This is a genomic window from Sulfurimonas limnophila (assembly GCF_059705345.1).
The window spans coordinates 232,478-255,999 of record NZ_AP046127.1; the positions used below are offsets into that span (position 1 = coordinate 232,478).

Genomic DNA, 23,522 nt, shown 5'->3' on the forward strand with positions numbered 1-23,522 from the left:
TTAAGGGTCAAAATCTATGATTTTGGGGTACCCAAAGTGAAGCCGTTTGGGGAAAGTATAAATAAACTTGCAAATTAATCCCCAATAGCCCAAATATCAAACGGAATCATCTCTACGCGTGACAGCGGATGACTCATCCTACCTTCAGTACTCATAGTAATAGCCGTAACTCTTTTTATCTGATATGTAAATAAAAAAGCCTCTATAGCTTCCATTTTTTTAAAAAGTATTCTCTCATCAGCAAAAGGCATCCCCAAGATGACTTCATCAGACGATGGAATATAAAAATCAATGTTTTCATCATAAAAAGCCTCTTTGCCAGACTTTAAAAGCTCTAAATATATCATATTTTCAAAGAGTTTACTAAATTGCTTATCTATAGTTAGAGCAGACTTTAAAGATATATCGCAAAGATATATCTTTCTTATAGCTTTTGGGTGGTCTACTTTTTGAAGTTGATGAATGTATCCTTTTGAGCAGAGCATATCAAATGATAAATATAGTTTGTCTTTAGATATTTTTTGGCTCTGCTTTAAACGTTCATATATAGAATAAGGTGATATTTTTTGCGCCATCATCTTTGTACAAAAAATCAATATTTCAAGCTCAATTAGGTTTAACGTATGTTTTAAAATCTTTTGAATATAGAGCGCTCTATCATCTGAGCTTACTTTATGCATGGAAGGAAACCCTCCAAGTTTAAAAAAATGGTTTAGGGCTGTGGAATCATACTTATATTCATATGCTAAAAACTCTTCATAATCAAGCGGATAAAGTTTTAGAGTTGTCAAAAAATCAAACTCATAATTAATCTCACAGCAGATAAGAAGCTGAGGAACATTAACAATATTTACATCTGGTGTATAGTTGTCAAGAACCAGAGTGTTTATTTTGTTGTTTGTACAAAAAATAGCAAGAGTTTTATTAAGTTGTTCATAGTCTATACGTAAATCCTTGCAATCTATATACAGGTAACTACTTTTTTTAAGTCCCAAAAGATAGTTTTTTACAACTTTTGTCTTTCCGCTTTGAGTAATTCCATTTATTTGATAGCTATCTTCATCTAAAAAAAGCTTTCTTGTATGAAATTTTTCTAAATTTATATCGGTTTTATATAACTCTTCTAATAATATTTCCATGTTGTTATTTTACAGTTTCCTTATTAAAAGGAAATAAATTTAGATATATTTCAAATTTTAGCCCATATATTCTTGGATTATAGAGATAGTTTGGATACAATTCCGCTCCCTTAATATAGTTAGGCTAGACCTGACGAGTTCTTTAGAAGGAAAAACATGGAAAAAATTCGTTTAAAATTGAAAGCTTATGATCATCGTGTACTTGATAGATCTGTTGCATCAATCGTAGAGGCTGTTAAGCGTACAGGCGCGGTAATTCGTGGTCCGATACCTTTACCAACAAAGATTCGTAAATATACAGTTATCAAATCTCCACACGTAAACAAAAGTTCACGTGAGCAATTTGAAATTCGTATGCACGCTAGAGTAATTGACATTGTTTCTGCAACGCCTGAAACAGTAGATTCTCTAATGAAACTTGATCTTGCACCTGAAGTGGATGTTGAAGTCCGCTCTATGGATAAGTAAGGAGCTGGTATGGAATACATCGTTGAAAAAATCGGTATGAGCCGTACTATCACAGTACCTTCAAAGCCTGTTACTCTATTAAGAGTATTAGATGCTAAGGTATGTGAAGTTAATGAAAACAGTGCAATCGTTGCTTACAAAAGCGGTAAGAAAATGAATAAGGCAATTGAAGGTCAGCAAAAGAAATACAACATTTCTTCTGAGTTTAACCGTTTTACTACTATTGAAGTAGCAAATACTGAAGCTGGTGATTTAGATTTGACGCCTTTAGCAGAAGCTAAAGTAATCAAAGCTACTTTTACTACTAAAGGTCGTGGTTTTACTGGAGCAATGAAACGTTGGAACTTCTCTGGTGGTCCTGCTGAACATGGTCATAGATTTGGCCGTAGAACAGGTTCTATCGGTAATGCAGAATGGCCAGGTCGTGTTATGAAGGGCAAGAAAATGCCTGGACAATACGGAAACACACAAAATAGTGTTAAGAATGAAATCATCTCTTTTGATGCTGAAAACAAAATCATTGCGGTTGTTGGTTCAGTTTCTGGAGCTAATGGTTCTTTAGGTCGTGTAAAGGTAGCTAGATAATGAGCGCAATAGTTCTAAATGAAAAAATGGAAAAAGCTTCTGAGTTAGCACTACCAGAGAGTTTTGCTGGTATTAACCCTCATAACTTATATCTATATGTTAAGTCTGCACAAGCAGCAATGAGAGCTAACACTGCTACAGCGTTAACGCGTGCAGAAGTTAGAGGTGGTGGTAAAAAGCCATGGGCTCAAAAAGGCGGCGGTCGTGGTCGTGCTGGTTCAAAGCGTGCTCCAACATTTGTTGGCGGTGGTAAAGCTTTCGGTCCTAAAAACAACCGTAATTATGACCTTAAAGTTAATAAGAAGCAAAAAAAACTTGCTCTTAACTTCGCTTTAGCAGAACATGCAAACAAGGGTAGTTTATTTATTGTAGATAGTATTGAAATAGCATCTGGTAAAACAAGAGATGCTGCTGCTTTATTTAAATCGTTAAACCAAAGAGATACTCTTTTTGTAAAAACTGTTTTGGATGAAAAAACTTATTTGGCATTTGAAAACATTGCTTCAACTTATTTGATTGAAGAGAATGAGTTAAATGCTTATTTAGCTGCAAACTATCGTTCACTTGTGATCGAAAAGGCAGTGTGGGAAAATCTCGTAGGGGAGGCTAAGTAAATGGCAGATATTACAGATATCAAATCAATATTATATACAGAGAAGACATTAGGTATGCAAGAAGATGGAATCATCGTTGTGCAAACTTCTCCTCGTATGAGCAAAACTGGTCTCAAAGAGGTGTTTCGTGAGTATTTTGGAATAATTCCAACAAGAATTAACTCACTAAACCAAAGCGGAAAAATTAAAAAATTCCGTGGTGTTGCTGGTAAACAAAATGACTTTAAAAAGTTTTATGTAAAATTACCAGAGGGTGCACAAATAGAAAGCTTGGCGGTGTAATATGGCAATAAAATCTTATAAACCAACAACTCCGTCTCGTCGTTTTTATACAAACGTTGAAAATAGTGACATTACTTCTAAAGCAAGTGTTCGTTCTCTTCTTGTAAAACTTCCTGCAAGTGCTGGAAGAAACAACAATGGACGCATTACATCTCGTCATAAAGAAGCTGGTGCTAAAAAACTTTACCGTATTATCGATTTTAAAAGAGATAAGCATGGTGTTCCTGGTACAGTAAGTACAGTTGAGTACGATCCGTACCGTAACTGTCGTATTGCACTTATTACATATGCAGACGGTGACAAAAGATATATCTTATTACCAAAAGGTTTAAATGTTGGAGATGCGATTATCGCTGATGTAACAGGTGTAGATATTAAGCCAGGTAATGCAATGAAACTTATGAATATACCAGTTGGTACATCTGTTCATAACATAGAGTTAAAAGTAGGCAAAGGCGGACAAATGGTTCGTTCAGCTGGAACTTCTGCTCAAATTATGGGTCGTGATGGTAAGTATGTTTCATTACGTATGCCTTCATCTGAGATGCGTTTAGTTCTTGGTGAGTGTATGGCTACTGTTGGCGCTGTAGGTAATGAAGAGTATATCAATATCGTTCTTGGTAAAGCTGGTCGTACTCGTCATATGGGTATTCGTCCTCAAACTCGTGGTTCTGCGATGAACCCAATCGATCACCCGCATGGTGGTGGTGAAGGTAAAACGAATTCAGGTCGTCATCCGGTTACTCCGTGGGGTAAACCAACGAAGGGTTCTAAAACTCGTCGTAAAAAAGCAAGTGATAAACTTATTATTACTCGCCGTAAATCTAATCCGAAAAGGTAGTTAAATGGCAAGAAGTGTAAAAAAAGGTCCATTTGTTGATGATCATTTAATGAAGAAAGTACTTTCAGCTAAGGCAGAAGGTAATAAGAAACCTATCAAGACATGGTCTCGCAGAAGTATGGTTCTGCCTGATATGGTTGGTATAACTTTTAACGTTCATAACGGTCGTCAATTTGTTCCAGTATATGTAACAGAAAACCATATTGGTTATAAATTAGGTGAATTCGCACCAACTCGTACTTTTAAGGGCCACAAGGGCTCTGTACAGAAGAAAGGTTAATCATGGCTAGAGCATTATTAAAATTTATCCGTGTTTCACCAATTAAATCTCGTCTTATCGCAAGAGAGATTCAAGGTATGAATGCTGAACTTGCATTAGCATCTTTAGAATTCACACCAAACAAAGCAGCAAAAATTATTGCTAAAGTAGTTGCGTCAGCAGTTGCTAACAGCGGTAACGAAGCAGCTGATTGTATAGTAACATCATGCCGTGTTGATAATGGTCCAGTACTTAAGAGATTCCGCCCACGTGCTCGTGGTATGGCTTCAGGTATTAGAAAACCAACAGCGCATATTTTAGTAGAAGTAGAGGGTAAATAGTATGGGACAAAAAGTTAATCCTATTGGTTTACGTCTTGGTATCAACCGTAATTGGGAAAGCAGATGGTTTCCTAACTTTAAGACTGCAGCAGCATACTTAGGTGAAGATCACAAGATTCGTACATATTTGAAAAAAGAACTTTACTATGCTGGTGTTTCTAACATAGTTATTGAGAGAACAGCAAAAAGATTACGTGTAACTATTATTGCTGCTCGTCCTGGTATTATCATTGGTAAAAAAGGTTCAGATATTGAGAAGCTTAAAGATACTCTTCAAGCACTTGTTGGTAAACCTTTATCAGTAAATATCAAAGAAGAGAAAAAAGCTCAAATTTCTTCTCAACTTGTTGCAGAAAATGTAGCTACTCAACTTGAGCGCCGTGTTGCATTTAGACGTGCTATGAAAAAAGTTATGCAAAATGCACAAAGAGGCGGAGCTAAAGGTATTAAAGTATCTGTAAGCGGTCGTCTTGGTGGAGCTGAAATGGCTCGTACAGAGTGGTATTTAGAGGGACGTGTTCCACTTCATACACTTCGTGCAAAAATAGATTATGGTTTTGCTGAAGCACACACTACATACGGTTGTATAGGTGTAAAAGTTTGGATATTCAAAGGTGAAGTTCTCACAAAAGGTATTCCTGCTGAAGTAAAAGAAGAAAAACAAGAGACACGTCGTCCGAAGCGTGCTCCTAAACGCGAAAATAGCGGAAAGGCTGAATAATCATGTTGATGCCTAAGAGAACTAAATATCGTAAGATGATGAAAGGTCGTAACCGTGGTTACGCTCGTTCAGGCTATACATTGGCATTTGGTGATATTGCCCTAAAAGCAGTTGAAGCAGGTCGTATCAACTCTCGTCAGATTGAGTCAGCTCGTATCTCGGCTACTCGTCATATTAAAAGAAATGGTAAAATCTGGATTAGAGTATTCCCAGCAAAACCATTAACTGCTAAACCTCTTGAAACTCGTATGGGTAAAGGTAAAGGTTCAGTTGACCAATGGGTAATGAATATTAAGCCAGGTCGTATAATTTTTGAGATGGCTGGTGTTCCAGAAGAGCTTGCTCGTGAAGCATTAACTCTTGCGTTACACAAATTACCATTCAAAACAAAAATAATAACTGCGGAGATGAGCAATGAAATATTCTGATTTAGCAGATAAAAACGTAGCAGAGCTTCAAGCAATGCTAAAAGAGAAAAAAACACAGCTTTTTACTCTTAAAATAAAAAGACAGATGATGCAACTACAAAATACTAGCGAACTTCGTATCGCTAAAAAAGATGTTGCTAGAATCAACACTGCACTTAGTGCAGCGAAATAAAGGCTGGCAATGACACATAAACGTGAAATTCAAGGTAATGTAGTAAAGATTTCAGGCGATAAAACAGCAAGTATTGTTGTTGAGCGTCGTGTTATGCACCCTCGTTACCATAAAGTTGTAAAACGCTTCAAAAAGTACCTAGTACATGATGAGCGTAATGAGTTAAAAGTAGGTGATGAGATTGTTGCAATCGAATGTCGTCCACTTTCTAAGACTAAATCATATAGACTCAAGTCAGTAGTAGTAGGAGTTAAATAATGATTCAAGCTTTTACTCGTCTAAATGTAGCTGATAACACAGGTGCTAAAGAGGTTATGTGTATTAAGGTACTTGGCGGTTCTAAACGTCGTTATGCAAAAGTAGGTGATGTTATTATCGCTTCTGTAAAAAAAGCGACACCAACTGCTAAAGTTAAAAAAGGTAAAGTTGTAAAAGCTGTTGTTGTTAGAACTGCTAAAGAGATTCACCGTGAAAACGGCTCTTTAATTCGTTTTGATGATAATGCAGCTGTTATACTTGATGACAAAAGAGAGCCAATTGGCACTCGTATTTTTGGACCAATAGCACGTGAAGTACGTTACAGTGGTTTTATGAAAATCGTATCTCTTGCGCCGGAGGTTGTGTGATGGCAAAATTTAAATTCAAAAAAGGCGATACTGTAGAAATTATCGCTGGTGATGATCGCGGAACTAAAGCTACTGTACTTGCGGTATTACCAAAGAAAAACAAGGTAATAGTTGAAGGTTGTAAAATAGTAAAAAAAGCTATTAAGCCAACTGAAGAGAACACTAAAGGTGGACATTTAAATAAAGAGATGCCAATAGATGTTTCAAATGTTCGTAAAGTGGAGGCATAATTATGGCTCGTATGAAAGATAAATACTTAAGCTTAAAACCTGAGTTACAAGCAGAATTAGGAATTAAAAATCCAATGCAAATTCCTGCATTAGATAAAATTGTTATCTCTGTTGGTGCAGGTTTTGCAATGAAGGATAATAAACTTATCCAAAACATTGAAGATACTATTACTACTATCGCTGGTCAAAAAGCAAGTACTGTAATAGCAAAAAAATCTGTTGCAGGTTTTAAAGTTCGTGAAGGTATGCCAGTTGGTATACGTGTTACGTTACGTGGTGAAAAGATGTATAACTTCTTTGATCGTCTTGTGTCTATGGCTCTTCCTCGTGTAAAAGACTTCCGTGGTGTTCCACGTAATGGCTTTGACGGTCGTGGAAACTATAACTTCGGACTTCAAGAGCAGTTGATTTTCCCAGAGGTTAGCTATGATTCAATTATGCAAATTCATGGTATGAATATTACAGTTGTAACATCAGCTGAGTCAGATAAGGCAGGATTCGTTCTTTTAGAGAAAATGGGTATGCCTTTTAGTAAAGGGAGCAACTAATGGCTAAAAAGTCAATGATTGTTAAAGCTGCTAGAGAGCCTAAGTTTAAAGTTCGTGCTTATACTAGATGTCAGATTTGTGGTCGTCCACACTCTGTAATCAGTGACTTCGGAATCTGTCGTGTATGTTTTAGAAAAATGGCAAATGAGGGATTAATCCCAGGCGTTAGAAAGTCAAGCTGGTAATTATTACCAACTTGAAACTTCTAGTGATTAGCAAAGGAAAATAAATGATTAATGATTTAGTATCGGACGCGTTAACTCGTATTCGTAATGCTGGTATGAGAAGATTAGATGTTACTACACTTGTTCACTCTAAGAGTGTTGAGGCGTTAGCTAATATTTTAGTTGAAAAAGGTTATATTGAAAGCTGCAACGTTGTTGAAGACGGCGTTAAAAAAACTATCAATGTTGTATTAAAATATAGTGACAATGGTAAAAGTGTTATTAACGAAATGAAAAGAGTATCTAAGCCTGGTAGACGTGTTTACAAAGGTAAAGATGAGATAAAACGTTTCAAAAATGGATACGGAACTATTATTGTTAGTACATCACATGGCGTTCTACCAAATGACAAGGCTTATGCACTTGGTGTTGGTGGTGAAGTTATGTGTACAGTATGGTAGGAGAGTAACATGTCAAGAATTGGTAAATTACCTGTAGAGTTTGCAGCAGACGTAAAAGTAAGCGCAAACGGAAATGTTATAACTTTTGCTAAAGGCAAAAATAGTGTTGATTTAGATACAAAAGGCAATGTTGCTTTCAATATAGATGGAAATGTTTTAACTTTTGCAACTCTTTCAGATTCTCGTGCACATAAAGCTTTCTGGGGCACATATCGTGCATTAGCTGCAAACGTTGTTGCTGGTTTAACAACTGGTTACACTAAACAGTTAGAGATTAATGGTGTTGGTTACCGTGCTTCTGTAAATGGAAATATACTTAACCTTCAACTTGGTTTCTCTCATGATATTAACTATGAATTACCAGAAGGTATTGAAGCAGCTGTTGAGAAAAATGTTATTACTTTAAAAGGTCATGACAAGCAAGTTATTGGTCAAGTTGCTGCTGAAGTAAGAGGATTCCGCCCACCAGAGCCTTACAAAGGTAAAGGTGTTAAATATTCAGATGAGACTATCGTGCGTAAAGCCGGTAAGACTTCAAAAAAATAGGAAAGGGGTATAGATGAAAGCAAAAGTATTAAAAAGCAAAATCGCTAATCGTTTAAAACGTAAGCGTCGTATTCGTGCAAAAATATCTGGTTGTGCTTCACTTCCTCGTGTTTCTGTATTTCGTTCAAATCGTTATTTAAGTGTCCAAGCTATTAATGATGTAACTGCAACAACTTTAACATCATTAAGTTCAAAAGCTACAGGTCACAAAGCAAATAAAGATGGTGCTGCTGCTTTAGGTGCTGCATTCGCTGCAAAACTTAAAGAAGTTGGAATCTCTCAAATTGTATTTGATCGTAATGGTTACCAATATCACGGTGTTATAGCTGCATTTGGTGACGCACTTCGTGCAAACGAAATTAAGTTCTAGGGGTTAAAATGGAAATCAATAGAGAAGATTTTGAAGAATCAATTGTAAATATAGGCCGTGTTACAAAAGTTGTAAAAGGTGGACGTCGTTTCCGTTTTACAGCACTTGTAGTTGTTGGTGATAAAAAAGGTACTATCGGTTTTGGTGCTGGAAAAGCGAAAGAAGTTCCAGATGCTATTAAAAAAGCTGTTGATAATGCGTTTAAAAACTTAAGCAAAGTTAGTATCAAAGGTACTACAATTGCACATGATATTGAGCATAAATATAATGCAAGTCGTGTTCTTTTAAAACCTGCTTCAGAAGGTACAGGGGTAATCGCTGGTGGCGCTACTCGTCACGTTCTTGAACTTGCTGGTATTAAAGACATTCTTACAAAAAGTATAGGTTCAAACAATCCAGGTACACTAGTGCGCGCTACAGTTGAAGCACTAGGTCGCTTAAAAGGATAGATTATGGGTATTGAAAATTTAACACCTGCTGAGGGTTCTACGGCTAATCGTAAAAGAGTTGGTCGTGGATGTGGTTCTGGAATGGGTAAGACTTCTACACGTGGTGGAAAAGGTCAAACTGCTCGTTCAGGTAGTTCAAGAAAAAGAAACTTTGAAGGTGGACAAACTCCACTTGCAAGAAGATTACCAAAAATTGGATTTACATCTCGTGTTGTAAAACCTTATGTAATCAATGTAGAAAAAATTAAAGCGGTTGCAGAATTAGCTGAAATAACTATGGAAAGTATCCGTGGCGTTCATAAAATTGGTGCTGGCGTTACTAAAGTTAAGTTAGTTGGTGCATCTGCTAAAGATTTAGCATCAAAAATTAAAGACGACAACGTTACTGCAACAGGTAAATAGTCGTGAATAAAAATCTAGTTAATAAGATATTTATTACTATCGGGTTTTTATTTATTTATCGCCTACTGGCATACGTGCCAGTTCCAGGCGTTGACGCTGCTGTTATAGCTTCATTCTTCGATTCACATCAATCAGACGCACTAGGTTTATTTAATATGTTTAGTGGTAATGCTGTTGAGAGAATGTCAATTATTGCTCTTGGTATTATGCCTTACATCACTGCTTCAATTATAATGGAACTTCTAGCTGCAACATTCCCAACTCTTGGCCAGATGAAAAAAGAGCGTGATGGAATGGTAAAATATATGCAAATTATTCGTTATGCGACTATTGTTATAACAATAATTCAAGCAATAGGTATAAGTGTTGGACTACAAAGTTTAACAGGACCTAATGGAAATAGCGCAATATTAGCAGACCATAATACATTTATAATGCTCTCAGCTGTATCAATGTTAGCTGGAACAATGTTACTTATGTGGATTGGTGAGCAGATAACTCAAAGTGGTATCGGAAATGGTATCTCTTTAATTATTTTTGCTGGAATCGTATCAGCAATTCCTAGTGCAATTGGTCAAACAGTTACAATGGTAAATACAGGCGCAATGAGTTTCTTAACAGTATTAGCTATATTAGCTCTTATTTTTGGAACTGTTGCAGTAATTATTTATGTTGAACTAGGAGAGCGTCGTATCCCAGTTACGTACGCTAAAAAAGTTATATTACAAAATCAAAATAAAAGAGTTATGAATTACATTCCTATTAAGGTAAATCTTGCTGGTGTTATTCCAGTTATTTTTGCTAGTGCGATATTAATGTTTCCTATGACTGTGATGTCAAGCAGCACTAATCCAACGATTATGGCTATAGCTGATTATCTTAATCCAAATAGTTACTTCTTTAACTTTTTGACATTTGTTTTTGTTGTTTTCTTTGCATTTTTCTATGCATCAATTACATTTAACTCAAAAGATATTTCTGAGAATTTAAAGAAACAAGGGGGCTTTATACCAGGTATTCGTACTGGAAATGCAACTGCTGAATTTTTAAATATGACAGCAAGTAACTTAACGTTTACTGGCGCTCTATATCTTGGTTTAGTAGCAACTCTTCCGTTTATGATTATCAAAGGAATGGGAGTCCCATTCTTCTTTGGAGGAACTGCGGTTTTGATTGTTGTTCAAGTAGCACTTGATACTATGAGAAAAATCGAAGCTCAAATTTACATGAGTAAATATGAGACACTAAGTGCCGTTGGTCTATAAATAATGGCCATTGCGCTTAGACAACCTGCCGATATTGAAAAACTTCGTGCCGCTAACAAAATTGTTGGTGGTGCATTAGAACTGCTAAGACAAAATACAAAAATTGGCATATCTTTAAAAGAGCTAGACGCTATGGCAGAGGATTTTATCCGCTCTCATGGTGCAAAGCCTTCTTTTAAAGGACTTTATGGCTTCCCTAGCGCTGTGTGTACATCACTCAATAATGTAATCATTCACGGTATCCCAACAGAATATAAACTCCAAGAGGGTGATATTATAGGTTATGATATTGGGACTGAACTCAATGGATGGTTTGGTGATGCAGCAATTACAGTACCTGTTGGAACTGCAAGCGATAAAGATCTTGAGCTTATAGCATGCGCTAAAGAGTCACTTTATGAAGCGATTGATGCGATAAAAGTTGGGCTAAGATTTAAAGAGTTATCTGTTATCTTAGAAAACTCTATTCGCTCAAGAGGTTTTGTACCTCTACATAGCTTTTGTGGTCATGGTATTGGTAGAAAACCGCATGAAGAGCCTGAAATACCAAACTATTTAGATGGTAAAGATGCTAAGGGCGGTCCAAAAATAAAAAACGGAATGGTTTTTTGTTTAGAACCGATGATATGCCAAAAAGAGTCAAAGCCACTTATTTTAGAAAATAAGTGGGATGTTGTTAGTGCCGATGGATTACGCGGCTCACACTATGAGCATACTGTTGCAATTGTCAATGGTAAAGCTGAAATTTTATCTCTGGCTTGAGAAAAAAAGGATTAAAATGGCTAAATCAGATGTTATCGAAGTTGATGGCAAGATTATAGAGGCTTTGCCAAATGCAACATTCCGTGTTGAGTTAGAAAATGGGCATATTATTTTATGTCATATCGCAGGAAAAATGCGTATGCACTATATAAAGATATTACCAGGCGATAAAGTAAAACTAGAGCTAACACCATACTCTTTAGATAAAGGGCGTATCACTTACAGATACAAATAAAAAAAGAGGCATTTTTGCCTCTTTTACAATAACTACTCAGTGGTTGTTTTATATATCTTCATATTTTTTAAATCAAACATTTTATATAGTATAAACCAATTGGCATAAGCAGCTAGGGAAGTATCGCGGTAAATTGCAACTTTTGTCTCTTTAGATAAAATGAGCTCATTTTCAAAAAGCTTTTTTAGCTCTAACTCACTTTTTAGTGTCAAATCATCAAAGAAAATCTCTTTAACACTCTTTGCTGAAACTATCTCTAGGCCCTGATTTAAGTGCTCGTCATCAACTAAGAGAGTAGAGTTATTAGTCGCTTTAAAGTTCCCCTTCGTTAGAGGTTTTAACGCTTTAGATGTCACTGCGTCGTTATATTTAAAAATCCACGCCATATATCCACCATCAAGTATAGATACATTTTCAAATCCATGCTGTAAAAAGATATATGCCAAATATGTAGCATTCAAATAATCATCACTGTTTGTTCTTGAGTATATAACTATATGAGAAGTTTCGTTTATGCCTAGTTTTTGCATCTCATTTTCTACTTTCTGGCTAAAGTTAGTAGAGAGTCTTGCGTATTTGCTTTTTATAAATTTAGAGATATCGACATGAATCGCACCTGCTATGTGGCTTTGATTGTATGATGCGTAGTCACTCGCATCCAAGAGAATTAAATTTTCATCTTGAATTGTTTTATAGAGTGTATCTGGCTTGATAAAAGCATCATAAGCAATAGCATTTAAAGTAAAAAACAGGATTAGTATAAATTTCATAATTAATTAAAATGTCTGAGTATTTCTAAATTCTGATATCTCAGTTTCAACCATTTCATTTATCATAATTTTGAAAAGATCAGAAATCATATTTGGAGAGACATCAGCTTTAATTGCAGAATGACGTACCTTTTGTAAGATATAATCAACTCTGTCATCAGCTTTTACTTCTTCAATACTGTTTTTGAATGATGCTGCTTGACGAACAAGATGGCTTCTTTGAGAGATTAACTCAACTATTAGATCATCAATTTTATCTATCTCATTTCTAACTTCTTGCAGTGAGCTGCATTTTTTAATTTCTGACATTTTATTCTCCATTTGTGGTAAAGTATATTATCTAAAAAGAGACAATAAGTTCATTACTGAGCTATATTAAATGCTCTTGAATAAGCCTCTTGAAGCGATAATTCTCTATCTTTATAGTCTATAATATCGCCAAACTCTATCTCTATGAATCGCTCTACTTTTGAATTTTTTATGGCAGATAGTAAAGTGTTTTCCGCTCTAGAACGTATATATACGGGAAGAATATGAAGCCTATTTTTAATTGCAATTATTTGAGAACCCTCTTTAAAATCACTTATTGCTAAGTCAGATTTATTTCTTGTCCCTTCTGGAAAAATATAAATAGAGTCTCCATCTTTTGTGCGCTCTTTTATATCTTTAAAAAAAGTACTCATTTGAGATGCTTCTCTATCTAGCAAAATAGTTCCAGCATTCCTTGTAAATTTCCCAAAGAAAAGTGAGTTATAAAGCTCTTTTTTTGCTATCCAGTGTCCAAATATTGAACTATCTTGAGTTGCAATTTCAACTATAAGAGGATCGATTATAGTTCTATGGTTTGAGACTAAAAGGTATTGCCCATTTTTTGGTAGTTTAGCTTTGTTGATAATCTTTATTTTTATATTTAGCTTATTAAGAAGTCTGTTTGCATACTCAACTCTTAGCTTTTTTCTCTCTTGGGAGTTTTTAGCTGTTGTTAGTTTAAATCCATAGTAATTAGTTATAAAAGTTGCATAGATTGCCATTTTTATCTGATTTAGTGTCAAAAAATTTCCTTAGTTTGGCTTTATAATTTTTTTTATCTCTTTTGGTAGATGTGCAAAAGGGAGTGTTTTCATCCCTTCTTTTATACCGTTTTCAAAAACCATAACATCAACCGTCATTTTAGTAGGATAAAATCTTATGACATCATAAGATGTGTTTTCAAGCTTGAATGATATTTTTCTCTCAAGAAGTTCGATACTTTTTTTATCTTTTGCCATCTTAGCTCTTTAGGTATATGCCGTTTTCTCTAACTTCTATGGAGTTGCTTTCAACAAGTGCGGTTAGTGAGCGTTTAAACTCTTTTTTGCTTAATCCAAAAATATCTTTTATAAGTTCTGCATCACTTTTATAGTTGTAAGGCATACTTCCGCCATTTTCGTTTAAAAGCAGAAGAACCTTCTCTACTGAGGCATCTTTTCTCTTTGCACTGCTTTGCTGAAGTGATAAGTCTATACAGCCATCTTTTCTAATATTTTTAACAAAAGCTCTTTTTTTATCGCCTAACTCTATCTTCTCAAAAATCTCGTTGTGATATATCAGACCTTCATATTTTTCTACTACGATACACTTAAATCCAAGTGGAGTTTTTGCAATAATTAGCACATCTACCTCTTTGTGTTGCACCAAACCTTTTACTCTGCGCTCAAAAAAATCTCCAAGCTTCTCAGTACCTACAAGTCTGTGAGTTCTCTCATCATAAACGACTTTTAAAAATCTTTTGTCTCCAACTTTAAATGGCTCTTTTTGAAACATTTTAGGAACAAATAGATCTTTTGGCAGACCCCAGTTTACAAATGCTCCAAATGGTGCAACATCAACTACTTCAAAGAGGGCAAATCCATCTAGCATAGCTTTTGGTTTAAGTGTTGTAGCAACAAGTCTATCCTCAGAATCTGTATATAAAAAAACATCTAAAAGCTCATCTTCTTGCATGATTTCAGTTACATATGCTTGTGGCAGAAGAACATCTTTACCATCAAGAGATTCTAAAAAGATTCCGTGCGGAGTAAATCTATCAATTCTAAGAGTGTTGATTATGCCTAATTCTAAGTGTTCGTTTTGTTTCATTGTGTTTCCTTGTTATTCCGTCTATCTCAAGGTGCTTGAGAAATAAGGTCGCTATTATATCTTTTTTAGAGCAGTGAGAGTAGGACAACTAACAAAACTATGGGTGTTACGATGAGACCAAATTTTGTATATGAGTAGTAATCTATTTTTATCCTTTTTTTCTCTAACGTATGAAGCCATAAAAGTGTAGCGAGTGAGCCAAAAGGTGTCATTTTTGGACCAAGGTTACAGCCTATTATATTTGCATATATCATCGCCTCATTTGCAATATCTTTTAGTGCAATATCCATAATCATAATAGTAGGCATGTTGTTCATCACAGCTGAGAGAATAGCTGCTAAAAAACCAGTTCCAACAACCGCAACAAGCTGACTTTGCGTATTTAAGTAGAGTAAAATCTCGCTCAAGTAATTAGTCAAGCCTGCATTTTTGAGCCCATAAACAACTATATAAAGACCAAGCGAAAACCATACAACCTGCCAAGGTGCATTTTTGATTATCTGCTTTGGTTCAATTGTCTTAGTAAAAGTTGCAATAAAGAGAAATACAATCGCACCGCCAAGAGCAAATAAAGAGATAGGAAGATGATAAACATCCCCGATAAAGTAGCTACAAAGCAGAAGCGATATAAAAAACCAAGAGAAGTTAAAGAGCCCTTTGTGTTTTATAGCGTCTCTTGGATTTTTCAATAAGCTAGTATCTACATGGATGGGAATATCTTTGCGCAGAACTATCCAAAGAACAAGCATACTAATAACGGTACTTATAAAAAAAGGAAATATCATATTTGCAAAAAAAGTACCAAATCCTATGTTGAAGTAGTTAGCTGTAACTATGTTTGTTAAGTTTGAAAACACAAAAGGCAGAGATGCGCTATCGCTTATAAATCCGCCAGCTAGTAAAAATGCCAGAATTGTTTTTGTGTTTAATCTTAAAATATTCATTTTTGCAAGCAAGATAGGAGTTAAAATCAGTGCTGCTCCATCATTTGCAAAGAGTGCTGAGACAAGAGCACCTAAAATGATAGAGTAGAAGAACATTTTTCTTCCACTGCCCTTAGAGAGTTTTGCCATCTTCAGAGCGCAATATTCAAAAAATCCTATCTCATCTAAAATCATAGATAGTATGATAATGCCTATAAAAGCGAGTGTTGCGTCCCAGATAATATCAAAAACAGCTGCAACATCATTAAAATTTACAACACCAAAAACAAGTGCGACAATCGCACCAGACATAGCGATTGTTCCTATTTGAAACCCTCTAGGCTGCCATATAATTAAAATAAGAGTTATTATAAATATGAAAAATGGAAGCATCATCACAGCTCACTTTTTATAATTGAGATGAGTTTAGTTCTTCTCTCATCAAATGTTTTTTTATTCAAGATTGCATCCTTTTTTCTGTAACGATATATTTAGTGAGTTGATTTTTTATAATTATAACAGTTTATAAACTATATATCAAGATATGTTGATATATAGTATTTGTATAGAAATTTTTGAGTGTTAAGCATCTTATAATTTCTGCTAAATATTTCTAGTTAATAGAAGGGGCTCTTTTTGGATTTTTAAAGTAACTGTTGTTCCTATCTCTTTTTTACTTAGTATCGTGATTGTGTAGCTGTGAATATCTAAAATCATCTTTACAATAGAGAGTCCTAAACCAAAACCTGAATCTTTTCGTGAACGGGCTTTGTCTGCTCTATAAAATCTATCAAATATAAAAGGCAAATCTTCATCGTTTATGCCATGTCCATTATCTTTAATAATAAGCAAATACTCTTTTTCGTTCTCATCCATAGAAATCTCTATAACTGTATCGTTATTGCTATGAGTTATTGCGTTTTTGAGAATATTATTTATAGCAATTTTTAAAAGCGTCTCATTTGCGTATATAGTTGATGGAATTATTTTTTTTATAACTATGTTTATATTTTTAATTTTTGCGAGTTTTTCTATCCATTTAACGCTATCTATCACTACTTCATCTAAATATACCTCCAAGAAGTTACTCTTGATTTCGGTTGTATTTTTTTGAGAGAGAAAAAGAAGTTGATTTATTATCTTTTCAATACTAATGCTCTCTTCTAAAATATCTCTCAAGATGCTCTTGTACTCATTCATTGACCTATCTTGTTTTAGAGCAACTTCTATCTCTCCACGAATAACTGTTAGTGGAGTTTTCAGCTCATGTGATGCGTCATGACTAAAGGAAGTTATCTTAGCAAAAGAGTCCTCTAAGTTATTTAATAGGTGGTTGAATGTAGTCACAAGCTCTTTTATTTCACTTGGAATATTATCTATACTAACACGATTTGAGAGACTTTTTGCGGAGATAGATTTTACAGACTCTATAACTTCTTTCACAGGAGAGAGAGTTCTGTTTATAAGCATATTTGCAATGAAAAGAAAAATTATTAAAATGATTGGAGTTGCAATAATTAAAGTGTATGAAAGTTGTTTTACATAGGGGGAATCAATATCGTTTTGAATAGCTAATTGTATGAAAACTTTATTATTATCTCTTTCAAACATTAGCATAGAACTTACACGATAAATATCTTTGTTGAAGTAGTAGATGCCATTAAGATGCCCCATTTCATTAAGAGGTATATCAAAAATAGAACTCATCTCTTGCGAAGAGATACTCTCGTATTCTACAGTTTTATTTTCTTTGTTGTAGTAGATGATTTTTAAAAAAAGAGGCTCAATTAAAAATTCATCCAATAGTTGATTTGTAAACTCTTTTGCGTCTGGATAAACATTGTCTTTCAATTCTGGTAGTTTAAACTCAAACTTTTTAGCATTTGGATAAACATTGTCTTTAAATTCAGGGATAACATCTAAGGAGATCATCTTAAGCTGAGTATCAGTTGTGTTTAAAACAGCTTTTTTTGCAGTTACATATATGAAAGCACCATAAATAAAAAGGATTATAAAATTTATAATAAAGAAATAAAATAAAAGTTTTAATCTTAGGCTCTTAGACATTTTTATCACTCAACATATAGCCTAACCCTCGTACTGTATGGATAAGTTTTAGCTCATAATCTTTATCTATTTTATTGCGTAAGCGGTAGATGTAGACATTTACGATATTGCTCATGCTAAGCTCTGCCATATCACTTAGATTCTCTTTTATGATTGTCTCGGTTAATAGTTTTTTAGAGTTTCTTGCTAAGTACTCTAGTAGAGCATACTCTTTTGCAGTTAAGTTGATTTTTTTATCTCCACGCTTTACTTCACGGCGAGAAGTGTCTATTGTTAAATTAGATATAGTAATTATACTTGAGAGAGTAGAAGTAGTTCGTAGTTTTGCACGTATACGAGCTAAAAGTTCCTCAAATGAGAATGGTTTTGTCAAGTAGTCGTTCGCACCGCTATCAAGCCCATCAACTTTGTCTTTAGTGCTATCTCTAGCAGTTAGCATAATAATCGGAGTTGCGATATTTTTACTTCTTATATTTTTGCAGACATCTACTCCGCCAAGCCCATGAATCATCAAATCAAGCAAAACTATATCATACGTGTTAGTCTCTACAAGATAGATAGCTTCATAACCGTTAGCCGTAACATCAACACTATACGACTCTTCTTGCAAACCTTTTTTTATAAAAGAAGCAATTTTTTCATCATCCTCTACAACCAATACTCGCATGAGTTATAGCGCCTCGAAAATTATAAAAGTCCAAGTTATTACAAAAACAGAGATAGATAAAAAAACAACACTGCTTCCTATATCTTTTGCTCGTCCAGCAAGTGGGTGATGCTCAAGTGTAACCAAGTCCACAACTCTCTCGATAGCGCTGTTTATCGCCTCTGCTATTAGCATCCCAAAGAGCGTTATAAACATTAGTAGTTTGTTAGTAAGAGATACATCTATAAAGATAATTAGAGGCAGTAAAGCTATCGCTACAAAGAGCTCTATTTTAAAAGAGGTCTCAGTAGAAACTAAATCTTTTAGCCCTTTTATCGCGTAAGATGTGTTTTTAATAAAATTATATTTCGGTTGGTTTCTCACTTACTTTTTTCCTTAGGTTTATAGAGTTTTTTCTCATAGAGATAATTTAGTGTTATAACAAACGCTAACGCATCTTTTTCCAACTCTTCATCACTCTGAGTAGGGGTTAGGTGGTTATCTTTATCCATATAGTTAGATGGATTTTTATATGTAAATGTAGATGCTGCCTTACCTGAACCGATTACTGCAACTTTGTCATCTACTCTTAGTGCATAAGATGTATGAAACTGCATAAGCGAAATATTTTGTTTCTTATCGCTAAAAATCGAGTGCCCCATGATAGGATAGGTAAAATCCAAACCTAACAAGTCAAGAGCAGTCGCAAGAACATCTGGCTGAGTTGCAATTTTATCATAACTCTGAGGCTCTACATCTGCTCCAAGAATCAGAGCAGGTATATGAAACATATCAACGGGAACTAAGTCATTACCGTAAACTCTAACATTATGATCAGCCACAATAACAAAAATCGTATCTTGATAATATGGCTCTTTTTTTGCCATCTCAATTAGTCTTCCAATGGCAAAGTCAGCGTATTTAACGGCATTTTTAACACTATTTGCAGCTACTCCATCAAGTAGTTCTATCTTTTCATAAGGGTACTCAAATGGAGAGTGGTTTGATTGAGAAAACATAACAGTTGCAAATTTTTGCTTTTTGTCATACATCTTTTTAAACTCCTCATTTGCTCTTACAACCAAGTCTCCATCGCAAACGCCCCAAGGAGCTGTAAAAGTTGGGTTTACAAAGCAGGGCTGATCAATAATCTCATCAAAACCATTACCGATATACCAACTTCTCATATTGTCAAATCTGCTCTCTCCACCATACATAAAAGTTGTATGATAATCAAATGGCTTAAGCAGTGAAGCTATTGTAAAAAAGTCGCTTTGAGCTTTGCTTCTCTTTACAACACCTTCGCCTGGAATTGCAAGATTTCCAGCGCTCATACCAGCTAATCCGCGGACACTTCTTGTGCCATTTGAGTATAAATCTTTAAATAAAATACCCTCTTTGCTGAGGTTATTAAAGTTTGGTGTTATACCCTTTTCACCGCCAACTGCTTCTACAAACTGATAGCCAAAACTCTCTTGTATAAAAATTACAAGGTTTTTTGGTTTAGTAGTTTTAAAATGGCTCTCTTGTAATCTTGAAAAAGGAAACTCCTCATCTAAACTTTGAATATTTAACCTCTTTTCAACCCTTTGTATCGCCTCTTTTATATCCATCTTGCCATACTGCGCCATCATTTTTTTGCTACCGTGAGTTGAGTTGCTATAGATGGCGTACAAAATAGAGTAGATAGAGTTTTTTGTTATCTCATTTACCATTCTGTTTGTTGTATACATCGCATCAGAAGGATTTGCTGGTCTATGTCCAAATGATGAACGAGCACCGATAAAAAGTAGTAAAAAAAGAGGTAAAAATAGAGCTATACGTTTTAGATAGCTTGTCTCAAATACTTTTAGTGTGCTGTTTTTTGCATACTTTATATAAAGATAGATAAATGCACCAATCATACTAAAAGCTATAAAAAGCTCTAGTTTATAGTCTGCAAAAATCATTGCAAAAACTTCTCTTGGATAGACAAGGTACTCAACAAAAAGGTAGTTTGGACGTACATCATACTGTGCTATAAAAGGAAGAGTTGCATTTTCTATATAGATTAAAATTGAAAAAACCACTAAAAAATAGTATTTTAAAAATTTTTCAATAAAGTTTTTTATTATCTTTGGAGATAGTGAGAGCAGAATCAGAGGAATAAGTAAAAGAGTAGATGCAACAATAGTATCCATTCTAAGTCCGTGGATAAATGTAAGCCAATAAGCGACACCGCTATCTTTGAAGTTGTCAAAGTAGAGCACAAACAGTGTTGCTCTACCAATAAAAAATAGAGTAACCATATAGAGATAATATTTTAGAAGATACTTAAACATGCAGACCTTTGTTTTTTGTTTTTAGAAAAATATCACTATTGTATTAAATCAATATGAATAGAAGATGACAATCTGTTCATATTGATTTATGACAAAAAATTCATCTCTCATTCACTTTGATTTCATCACTATAGCCTAATCTTTTGCAATTTATTTCAAGGATATTTTATGCAAGAGAGTATGCGAAGCAGGTTTCATTTTATAGGAATAGTTTTTTGGTTTTTTTTAATAATTTCTGCGATAACAAGAACAGTACTTTTGGTTAAATCAATAGATCTAGTAGATTTGTCCATTAGTGAGCTATTAAAAATTTATGTTATTGGTACTTTTTATGATTTTATCAGTGCTGGATATTTAGTCATTCCTTTTGTAATTTATATATTTTTGGTACCTCAAAAGCTCTTTAACCACAAGCTTCATCGTTATGTTACTTATATCTTTACTTATGCACTTCTCTTTGGCGCAGTTTTCTTATCGTTTAGTGAGTGGTTTTTCTGGGATGAATTTAGTGTTAGATTTAATTTTATCGCAGTTGATTATCTGATTTATACAAAAGAGGTAATTGGAAATATAAAAGAGTCTTACCCAATGGGAGCGCTATTTAGTCTAATAGCAACGATTGCAGGAGCGCTTTTTTATCTTTTATATAAAACAAAAAGAGTTGATACTCTACTAAGAGACGACAGTACAATTAAGCAGAGAATTAAGCCAACGCTAATTTATCTTCTTATTCCAATAATCTCTTTTGCGCAAATTACAGATAGTTTTTCAAAATTTTCTGCAAATCAATATAGCAATGAACTAAGTAAATCAGGGCTTTATTCGCTATTTGGTGCATTTAGAAACAATACACTTGATTATGATACCTTTTATCTGAGCCAAGATGAGCAGAGCGCTGTATCAAATCTAAAGAAGAGTTTAGCTTCAAATAACACTACATTTTTAAACGATGGAGGAGTTGCAAGAAATATTATCAACAATGGTCAAGAGAAGGACTACAATGTAGTCATGATAGTTGTAGAGAGCTTAAGTGGGAGTTTTCTTGAATCTTTAGGAGGAGATAAAGGGTTAACGCCAAATCTTGATTCACTTACAAAAGAGAGTATGTTTTTTGATAATTTCTATGCGACAGGAACACGAACGATACGAGGAATGGAGTCTATTACACTCTCTGTTCCTCCGATGCCAGGGCGCTCTATTGTAAAGAAACCTGATAATCATAATATGTACTCAAGTGGTTTTATATTTCGAAATAAGGGGTATGAGACAAAGTTTATATATGGCGGATATGGCTACTTTGACAATATGAACGAGTTTTTTTCAAACAATGGTTTTGATATTGTAGATAGATCAAATTTTAGCAAAGAAGAGGATACATTTCATACTGTTTGGGGAGTTTGTGATGAAGATTTGTTAAACAAAACATTAAAAGAGGCTGACTCTTCATACCATGCACATAAACCATTTATGAGTTTTGTTATGACTACATCAAATCATAGACCATATGATTATCCAAATGGGCGTGTTGATATAGCATCACACACAGGAAGAGATGGTGCGGTAAAATATACGGATTATGCAATTGGTGACTTTTTGAAAAAAGCCAAAGATAAGCCTTGGTTTAAAAATACAATTTTTGTAGTAGTGGCTGATCATTGTGCTACAAGCGCAGGAAAAGTTGAGCTTCCTTTAGATAAATATCATATTCCTATGATTGTATATGCACCAGAGATTATTAAACCACAAATTGTAAATAAACTCTCAAGCCAGATAGATATAATGCCAACGCTATTTAATATGCTAAACTGGTCATATAAAAGTAAATTTTACGGAAGAGATATCTTGGAAGACTCATTTGAACCAAGAGCATTAGTTGGAACATACCAAAAGCTTGGATTATATAAAGATGATGTTTTAACTATTTTATCTGTTGGTAAAAAATTAAATAGTTATAAAGTTTTAGAACAAGATATATTCTCTACAAAATATAAAGAGATATCAGCAGATACAAAAACTCAAGATGAGATATTAAAATATTATCAAAGTGCTAGTTATATGCAAAAGAAAAAATTAGACAGATATGAAGATTAACAAAGAAATCGTAATTATACTAGCTACTATAATAGCTATATTTTTACTCTTCGAGCTTACAAATATCGATATGTTTGTACAGAGGTTTTTTTATGATGATAGCTCTCATAAATGGTTGTTAAGCCATGAAAAAGGGAGCTGGTTAGACATAGTTTTTTATACAGGAATAAAAAAAAGCATTATTATATTTGCTGTTATAATTTTGTTCTTGTATCTTTACTCATTTAAAAAATCAGCAAAAAACCTAAGAGAGTACAGAAGCGGACTTTTAATTGTATGGTTAAGTGTGCTAATAGTTCCATCTATAATAGGGATACTAAAAGCTACTACAAACGTACCATGCCCATGTGACAGTATTTACTTCGGTGGCAACTACCCTTATATCAGAGTTTTTGATTCAATGCCACAAGAGATTATAAAAAAATTTAAGTGTTATCCAGCAGGTCATGCAAGTGGTGGTTTTGCCCTTATGTCACTATATTTTCTATTTAAATCAAAGAGAAACAAAATTATATCAATAACTATTGCCCTAGTAATTGGTTGGAGCATGGGCATATATAAGATGTTAATTGGGCATCATTATCTTAGTCACACAATCATAACAATGCTCTTGGCAGGGCTATTGATAATTATTCTAGAAAAGATTGTAAATAAATATTGCAAATTGTAATATTTTTT

Annotated in this window: 36 protein-coding genes; 25 read left to right on the forward strand and 11 right to left on the reverse strand. The window is 34.3% G+C overall.

From position 1 onward, the window contains the following. Positions 1-74 precede the first annotated feature (74 nt). Entirely contained in the window at positions 75-1,139 is a 1,065-nt protein-coding gene (locus AC6H33_RS01240) for an ATP-binding protein (protein WP_497605173.1), read from the reverse strand. A gap of 156 nt (positions 1,140-1,295) precedes the next feature. Here AC6H33_RS01240 and rpsJ point away from each other — a divergent pair, with 156 nt between their 5' ends. The 23 genes from rpsJ to infA are packed head-to-tail and all read left to right on the forward strand — an operon-like array spanning position 1,296 to position 11,908. After that, on the forward strand, positions 1,296-1,607 hold the full coding sequence (rpsJ, locus tag AC6H33_RS01245) for a 30S ribosomal protein S10 (RefSeq protein ID WP_011371921.1): 312 nt from the start codon (positions 1,296-1,298) through the stop codon (positions 1,605-1,607). 9 nt (positions 1,608-1,616) lie between these two features. Further along, the gene (rplC, locus tag AC6H33_RS01250; protein ID WP_497605174.1) at positions 1,617-2,192 is read left to right on the forward strand and encodes a 50S ribosomal protein L3; all 576 of its coding nucleotides are present in this window, start codon (positions 1,617-1,619) and stop codon (positions 2,190-2,192) included. Beyond that, positions 2,192-2,806: a 50S ribosomal protein L4 gene (gene rplD, locus AC6H33_RS01255; RefSeq protein ID WP_497605175.1), complete on the forward strand. Its 615-nt coding sequence runs from the start codon at positions 2,192-2,194 to the stop codon at positions 2,804-2,806. Before rplC ends, rplD begins: the two co-directional genes overlap by 1 nt. Next, positions 2,807-3,088: a 50S ribosomal protein L23 gene (locus AC6H33_RS01260; protein ID WP_299850966.1), complete on the forward strand. Its 282-nt coding sequence runs from the start codon at positions 2,807-2,809 to the stop codon at positions 3,086-3,088. A gap of 1 nt (position 3,089) precedes the next feature. Then, positions 3,090-3,929, forward strand: a complete 840-nt coding sequence (rplB, locus tag AC6H33_RS01265) for a 50S ribosomal protein L2 (RefSeq protein ID WP_497605176.1) — start codon at positions 3,090-3,092, stop codon at positions 3,927-3,929. A 4-nt stretch (positions 3,930-3,933) separates the two neighbouring features. Next, positions 3,934-4,209: a 30S ribosomal protein S19 gene (gene rpsS / locus AC6H33_RS01270; RefSeq protein ID WP_497605177.1), complete on the forward strand. Its 276-nt coding sequence runs from the start codon at positions 3,934-3,936 to the stop codon at positions 4,207-4,209. A gap of 2 nt (positions 4,210-4,211) precedes the next feature. Beyond that, positions 4,212-4,529: a 50S ribosomal protein L22 gene (gene rplV / locus AC6H33_RS01275; protein ID WP_011371927.1), complete on the forward strand. Its 318-nt coding sequence runs from the start codon at positions 4,212-4,214 to the stop codon at positions 4,527-4,529. Between the two features lies 1 nt (position 4,530). Then, a complete protein-coding gene (gene rpsC / locus AC6H33_RS01280; RefSeq protein ID WP_497605178.1) occupies positions 4,531-5,250 on the forward strand; it encodes a 30S ribosomal protein S3 in 720 nt (239 codons plus the stop codon). A gap of 2 nt (positions 5,251-5,252) precedes the next feature. Continuing rightward, complete coding sequence (gene rplP / locus AC6H33_RS01285) at positions 5,253-5,678, forward strand: 50S ribosomal protein L16 (RefSeq protein WP_011371929.1); 426 nt, start codon at positions 5,253-5,255, stop codon at positions 5,676-5,678. Then, positions 5,665-5,850, forward strand: a complete 186-nt coding sequence (gene rpmC, locus AC6H33_RS01290; protein WP_300693690.1) for a 50S ribosomal protein L29 — start codon at positions 5,665-5,667, stop codon at positions 5,848-5,850. Before rplP ends, rpmC begins: the two co-directional genes overlap by 14 nt. Before the next feature lie 9 nt (positions 5,851-5,859). Continuing rightward, positions 5,860-6,108 (forward strand): 30S ribosomal protein S17, encoded by a 249-nt coding sequence (rpsQ, locus tag AC6H33_RS01295; RefSeq protein WP_011371931.1) that lies wholly within the window; start codon positions 5,860-5,862, stop codon positions 6,106-6,108. Next, positions 6,108-6,476, forward strand: a complete 369-nt coding sequence (gene rplN / locus AC6H33_RS01300) for a 50S ribosomal protein L14 (protein WP_497605179.1) — start codon at positions 6,108-6,110, stop codon at positions 6,474-6,476. Before rpsQ ends, rplN begins: the two co-directional genes overlap by 1 nt. Next, a complete protein-coding gene (gene rplX / locus AC6H33_RS01305) occupies positions 6,476-6,706 on the forward strand; it encodes a 50S ribosomal protein L24 (protein ID WP_011371933.1) in 231 nt (76 codons plus the stop codon). Before rplN ends, rplX begins: the two co-directional genes overlap by 1 nt. Positions 6,707-6,708: 2 nt before the next feature. After that, positions 6,709-7,254, forward strand: a complete 546-nt coding sequence (rplE, locus tag AC6H33_RS01310) for a 50S ribosomal protein L5 (protein WP_497605180.1) — start codon at positions 6,709-6,711, stop codon at positions 7,252-7,254. Beyond that, complete coding sequence (locus tag AC6H33_RS01315) at positions 7,254-7,439, forward strand: type Z 30S ribosomal protein S14 (protein ID WP_497605181.1); 186 nt, start codon at positions 7,254-7,256, stop codon at positions 7,437-7,439. Before rplE ends, AC6H33_RS01315 begins: the two co-directional genes overlap by 1 nt. Before the next feature lie 44 nt (positions 7,440-7,483). Continuing rightward, a complete protein-coding gene (rpsH, locus tag AC6H33_RS01320; protein WP_497605182.1) occupies positions 7,484-7,879 on the forward strand; it encodes a 30S ribosomal protein S8 in 396 nt (131 codons plus the stop codon). Positions 7,880-7,888: 9 nt separating this feature from the next. Continuing rightward, positions 7,889-8,425, forward strand: coding sequence for a 50S ribosomal protein L6 (gene rplF, locus AC6H33_RS01325; RefSeq protein ID WP_497605183.1), 537 nt, complete (start codon positions 7,889-7,891; stop codon positions 8,423-8,425). A 13-nt stretch (positions 8,426-8,438) separates the two neighbouring features. Further along, positions 8,439-8,795 (forward strand): 50S ribosomal protein L18, encoded by a 357-nt coding sequence (gene rplR / locus AC6H33_RS01330; protein WP_497605184.1) that lies wholly within the window; start codon positions 8,439-8,441, stop codon positions 8,793-8,795. Between the two features lie 8 nt (positions 8,796-8,803). Next, positions 8,804-9,244, forward strand: coding sequence for a 30S ribosomal protein S5 (rpsE, locus tag AC6H33_RS01335; RefSeq protein WP_294929651.1), 441 nt, complete (start codon positions 8,804-8,806; stop codon positions 9,242-9,244). A gap of 3 nt (positions 9,245-9,247) precedes the next feature. After that, positions 9,248-9,646 (forward strand): 50S ribosomal protein L15, encoded by a 399-nt coding sequence (gene rplO, locus AC6H33_RS01340; RefSeq protein ID WP_277059614.1) that lies wholly within the window; start codon positions 9,248-9,250, stop codon positions 9,644-9,646. 2 nt (positions 9,647-9,648) lie between these two features. Further along, positions 9,649-10,911 carry a preprotein translocase subunit SecY gene (gene secY / locus AC6H33_RS01345; RefSeq protein WP_497605185.1) on the forward strand — a complete coding sequence of 421 codons (1,263 nt, stop codon included), beginning with the start codon at positions 9,649-9,651 and terminating at the stop codon, positions 10,909-10,911. A gap of 3 nt (positions 10,912-10,914) precedes the next feature. Continuing rightward, positions 10,915-11,673, forward strand: a complete 759-nt coding sequence (gene map / locus AC6H33_RS01350; protein ID WP_497605186.1) for a type I methionyl aminopeptidase — start codon at positions 10,915-10,917, stop codon at positions 11,671-11,673. Between the two features lie 16 nt (positions 11,674-11,689). Further along, positions 11,690-11,908, forward strand: coding sequence for a translation initiation factor IF-1 (infA, locus tag AC6H33_RS01355; RefSeq protein ID WP_008338996.1), 219 nt, complete (start codon positions 11,690-11,692; stop codon positions 11,906-11,908). A gap of 32 nt (positions 11,909-11,940) precedes the next feature. Here the strand turns inward: infA and AC6H33_RS01360 are convergent, their stop codons facing one another. From AC6H33_RS01360 to AC6H33_RS01405, 10 genes are all read right to left on the reverse strand, one after another. Further along, on the reverse strand, positions 11,941-12,678 hold the full coding sequence (locus tag AC6H33_RS01360; protein WP_497605187.1) for a sulfurtransferase: 738 nt from the start codon (positions 12,676-12,678) through the stop codon (positions 11,941-11,943). A 6-nt stretch (positions 12,679-12,684) separates the two neighbouring features. Continuing rightward, positions 12,685-12,987: a chorismate mutase gene (locus AC6H33_RS01365; protein ID WP_497605188.1), complete on the reverse strand. Its 303-nt coding sequence runs from the start codon at positions 12,985-12,987 to the stop codon at positions 12,685-12,687. Positions 12,988-13,040: 53 nt separating this feature from the next. Continuing rightward, the gene (locus AC6H33_RS01370) at positions 13,041-13,730 is read right to left on the reverse strand and encodes a lysophospholipid acyltransferase family protein (RefSeq protein ID WP_497605189.1); all 690 of its coding nucleotides are present in this window, start codon (positions 13,728-13,730) and stop codon (positions 13,041-13,043) included. Between the two features lie 9 nt (positions 13,731-13,739). Continuing rightward, entirely contained in the window at positions 13,740-13,946 is a 207-nt protein-coding gene (locus AC6H33_RS01375; protein ID WP_497605190.1) for a hypothetical protein, read from the reverse strand. Position 13,947: 1 nt separating this feature from the next. Next, positions 13,948-14,796 carry a CvfB family protein gene (locus tag AC6H33_RS01380; RefSeq protein ID WP_497605191.1) on the reverse strand — a complete coding sequence of 283 codons (849 nt, stop codon included), beginning with the start codon at positions 14,794-14,796 and terminating at the stop codon, positions 13,948-13,950. Positions 14,797-14,861: 65 nt separating this feature from the next. Then, positions 14,862-16,115: an arsenic transporter gene (locus tag AC6H33_RS01385; RefSeq protein WP_497605192.1), complete on the reverse strand. Its 1,254-nt coding sequence runs from the start codon at positions 16,113-16,115 to the stop codon at positions 14,862-14,864. A 207-nt stretch (positions 16,116-16,322) separates the two neighbouring features. Beyond that, a complete protein-coding gene (locus AC6H33_RS01390) occupies positions 16,323-17,786 on the reverse strand; it encodes an ATP-binding protein (RefSeq protein WP_497605193.1) in 1,464 nt (487 codons plus the stop codon). Further along, entirely contained in the window at positions 17,779-18,453 is a 675-nt protein-coding gene (locus AC6H33_RS01395; protein ID WP_497605194.1) for a response regulator transcription factor, read from the reverse strand. The genes AC6H33_RS01390 and AC6H33_RS01395 overlap by 8 nt, the downstream gene beginning before the upstream one ends. 3 nt (positions 18,454-18,456) lie before the next feature. After that, the gene (locus AC6H33_RS01400) at positions 18,457-18,816 is read right to left on the reverse strand and encodes a diacylglycerol kinase (protein WP_497605195.1); all 360 of its coding nucleotides are present in this window, start codon (positions 18,814-18,816) and stop codon (positions 18,457-18,459) included. Next, positions 18,813-20,753, reverse strand: a complete 1,941-nt coding sequence (locus AC6H33_RS01405; RefSeq protein WP_497605196.1) for an LTA synthase family protein — start codon at positions 20,751-20,753, stop codon at positions 18,813-18,815. The genes AC6H33_RS01400 and AC6H33_RS01405 overlap by 4 nt, the downstream gene beginning before the upstream one ends. A 168-nt stretch (positions 20,754-20,921) precedes the next feature. On the opposite strand from AC6H33_RS01405, the gene AC6H33_RS01410 reads away from it, so the two are divergent. Both AC6H33_RS01410 and AC6H33_RS01415 read left to right on the forward strand, forming a co-directional pair. Then, positions 20,922-22,844, forward strand: coding sequence for an LTA synthase family protein (locus AC6H33_RS01410; protein ID WP_497605197.1), 1,923 nt, complete (start codon positions 20,922-20,924; stop codon positions 22,842-22,844). After that, positions 22,834-23,514, forward strand: a complete 681-nt coding sequence (locus AC6H33_RS01415) for a phosphatase PAP2 family protein (protein ID WP_497605198.1) — start codon at positions 22,834-22,836, stop codon at positions 23,512-23,514. The genes AC6H33_RS01410 and AC6H33_RS01415 overlap by 11 nt, the downstream gene beginning before the upstream one ends. Positions 23,515-23,522: the final 8 nt, after the last annotated feature.

Bases quoted from the DNA above. Each gene is read 5' to 3' on its own strand.
- AC6H33_RS01315 (WP_497605181.1), top strand. From the start codon at position 7,254: ATGGCTAAAAAGTCAATGATTGTTAAAGCTGCTAGAGAGCCTAAGTTT.
- AC6H33_RS01260 (WP_299850966.1), top strand. From the start codon at position 2,807: ATGGCAGATATTACAGATATCAAATCAATATTATATACAGAGAAGACA.
- AC6H33_RS01415 (WP_497605198.1), top strand. From the start codon at position 22,834: ATGAAGATTAACAAAGAAATCGTAATTATACTAGCTACTATAATAGCT.
- map (WP_497605186.1), top strand. From the start codon at position 10,915: ATGGCCATTGCGCTTAGACAACCTGCCGATATTGAAAAACTTCGTGCC.
- rplX (WP_011371933.1), top strand. From the start codon at position 6,476: ATGGCAAAATTTAAATTCAAAAAAGGCGATACTGTAGAAATTATCGCT.
- rpsQ (WP_011371931.1), top strand. From the start codon at position 5,860: ATGACACATAAACGTGAAATTCAAGGTAATGTAGTAAAGATTTCAGGC.
- rplR (WP_497605184.1), top strand. From the start codon at position 8,439: ATGAAAGCAAAAGTATTAAAAAGCAAAATCGCTAATCGTTTAAAACGT.
- rpsH (WP_497605182.1), top strand. From the start codon at position 7,484: ATGATTAATGATTTAGTATCGGACGCGTTAACTCGTATTCGTAATGCT.
- AC6H33_RS01375 (WP_497605190.1), bottom strand. From the start codon at position 13,946: ATGGCAAAAGATAAAAAAAGTATCGAACTTCTTGAGAGAAAAATATCA.
- rpsS (WP_497605177.1), top strand. From the start codon at position 3,934: ATGGCAAGAAGTGTAAAAAAAGGTCCATTTGTTGATGATCATTTAATG.
- rplE (WP_497605180.1), top strand. From the start codon at position 6,709: ATGGCTCGTATGAAAGATAAATACTTAAGCTTAAAACCTGAGTTACAA.
- AC6H33_RS01405 (WP_497605196.1), bottom strand. From the start codon at position 20,753: ATGTTTAAGTATCTTCTAAAATATTATCTCTATATGGTTACTCTATTT.
- rpmC (WP_300693690.1), top strand. From the start codon at position 5,665: ATGAAATATTCTGATTTAGCAGATAAAAACGTAGCAGAGCTTCAAGCA.
- rplF (WP_497605183.1), top strand. From the start codon at position 7,889: ATGTCAAGAATTGGTAAATTACCTGTAGAGTTTGCAGCAGACGTAAAA.
- rplC (WP_497605174.1), top strand. From the start codon at position 1,617: ATGGAATACATCGTTGAAAAAATCGGTATGAGCCGTACTATCACAGTA.
- AC6H33_RS01240 (WP_497605173.1), bottom strand. From the start codon at position 1,139: ATGGAAATATTATTAGAAGAGTTATATAAAACCGATATAAATTTAGAA.
- AC6H33_RS01380 (WP_497605191.1), bottom strand. From the start codon at position 14,796: ATGAAACAAAACGAACACTTAGAATTAGGCATAATCAACACTCTTAGA.
- AC6H33_RS01360 (WP_497605187.1), bottom strand. From the start codon at position 12,678: ATGAAATTTATACTAATCCTGTTTTTTACTTTAAATGCTATTGCTTAT.
- AC6H33_RS01390 (WP_497605193.1), bottom strand. From the start codon at position 17,786: ATGTCTAAGAGCCTAAGATTAAAACTTTTATTTTATTTCTTTATTATA.
- rplB (WP_497605176.1), top strand. From the start codon at position 3,090: ATGGCAATAAAATCTTATAAACCAACAACTCCGTCTCGTCGTTTTTAT.
- rpsJ (WP_011371921.1), top strand. From the start codon at position 1,296: ATGGAAAAAATTCGTTTAAAATTGAAAGCTTATGATCATCGTGTACTT.
- rplP (WP_011371929.1), top strand. From the start codon at position 5,253: ATGTTGATGCCTAAGAGAACTAAATATCGTAAGATGATGAAAGGTCGT.
- rplN (WP_497605179.1), top strand. From the start codon at position 6,108: ATGATTCAAGCTTTTACTCGTCTAAATGTAGCTGATAACACAGGTGCT.
- AC6H33_RS01410 (WP_497605197.1), top strand. From the start codon at position 20,922: ATGCAAGAGAGTATGCGAAGCAGGTTTCATTTTATAGGAATAGTTTTT.
- AC6H33_RS01365 (WP_497605188.1), bottom strand. From the start codon at position 12,987: ATGTCAGAAATTAAAAAATGCAGCTCACTGCAAGAAGTTAGAAATGAG.
- rpsE (WP_294929651.1), top strand. From the start codon at position 8,804: ATGGAAATCAATAGAGAAGATTTTGAAGAATCAATTGTAAATATAGGC.
- rplD (WP_497605175.1), top strand. From the start codon at position 2,192: ATGAGCGCAATAGTTCTAAATGAAAAAATGGAAAAAGCTTCTGAGTTA.
- rplV (WP_011371927.1), top strand. From the start codon at position 4,212: ATGGCTAGAGCATTATTAAAATTTATCCGTGTTTCACCAATTAAATCT.
- AC6H33_RS01395 (WP_497605194.1), bottom strand. From the start codon at position 18,453: ATGCGAGTATTGGTTGTAGAGGATGATGAAAAAATTGCTTCTTTTATA.
- rplO (WP_277059614.1), top strand. From the start codon at position 9,248: ATGGGTATTGAAAATTTAACACCTGCTGAGGGTTCTACGGCTAATCGT.
- rpsC (WP_497605178.1), top strand. From the start codon at position 4,531: ATGGGACAAAAAGTTAATCCTATTGGTTTACGTCTTGGTATCAACCGT.
- AC6H33_RS01385 (WP_497605192.1), bottom strand. From the start codon at position 16,115: ATGATGCTTCCATTTTTCATATTTATAATAACTCTTATTTTAATTATA.
- infA (WP_008338996.1), top strand. From the start codon at position 11,690: ATGGCTAAATCAGATGTTATCGAAGTTGATGGCAAGATTATAGAGGCT.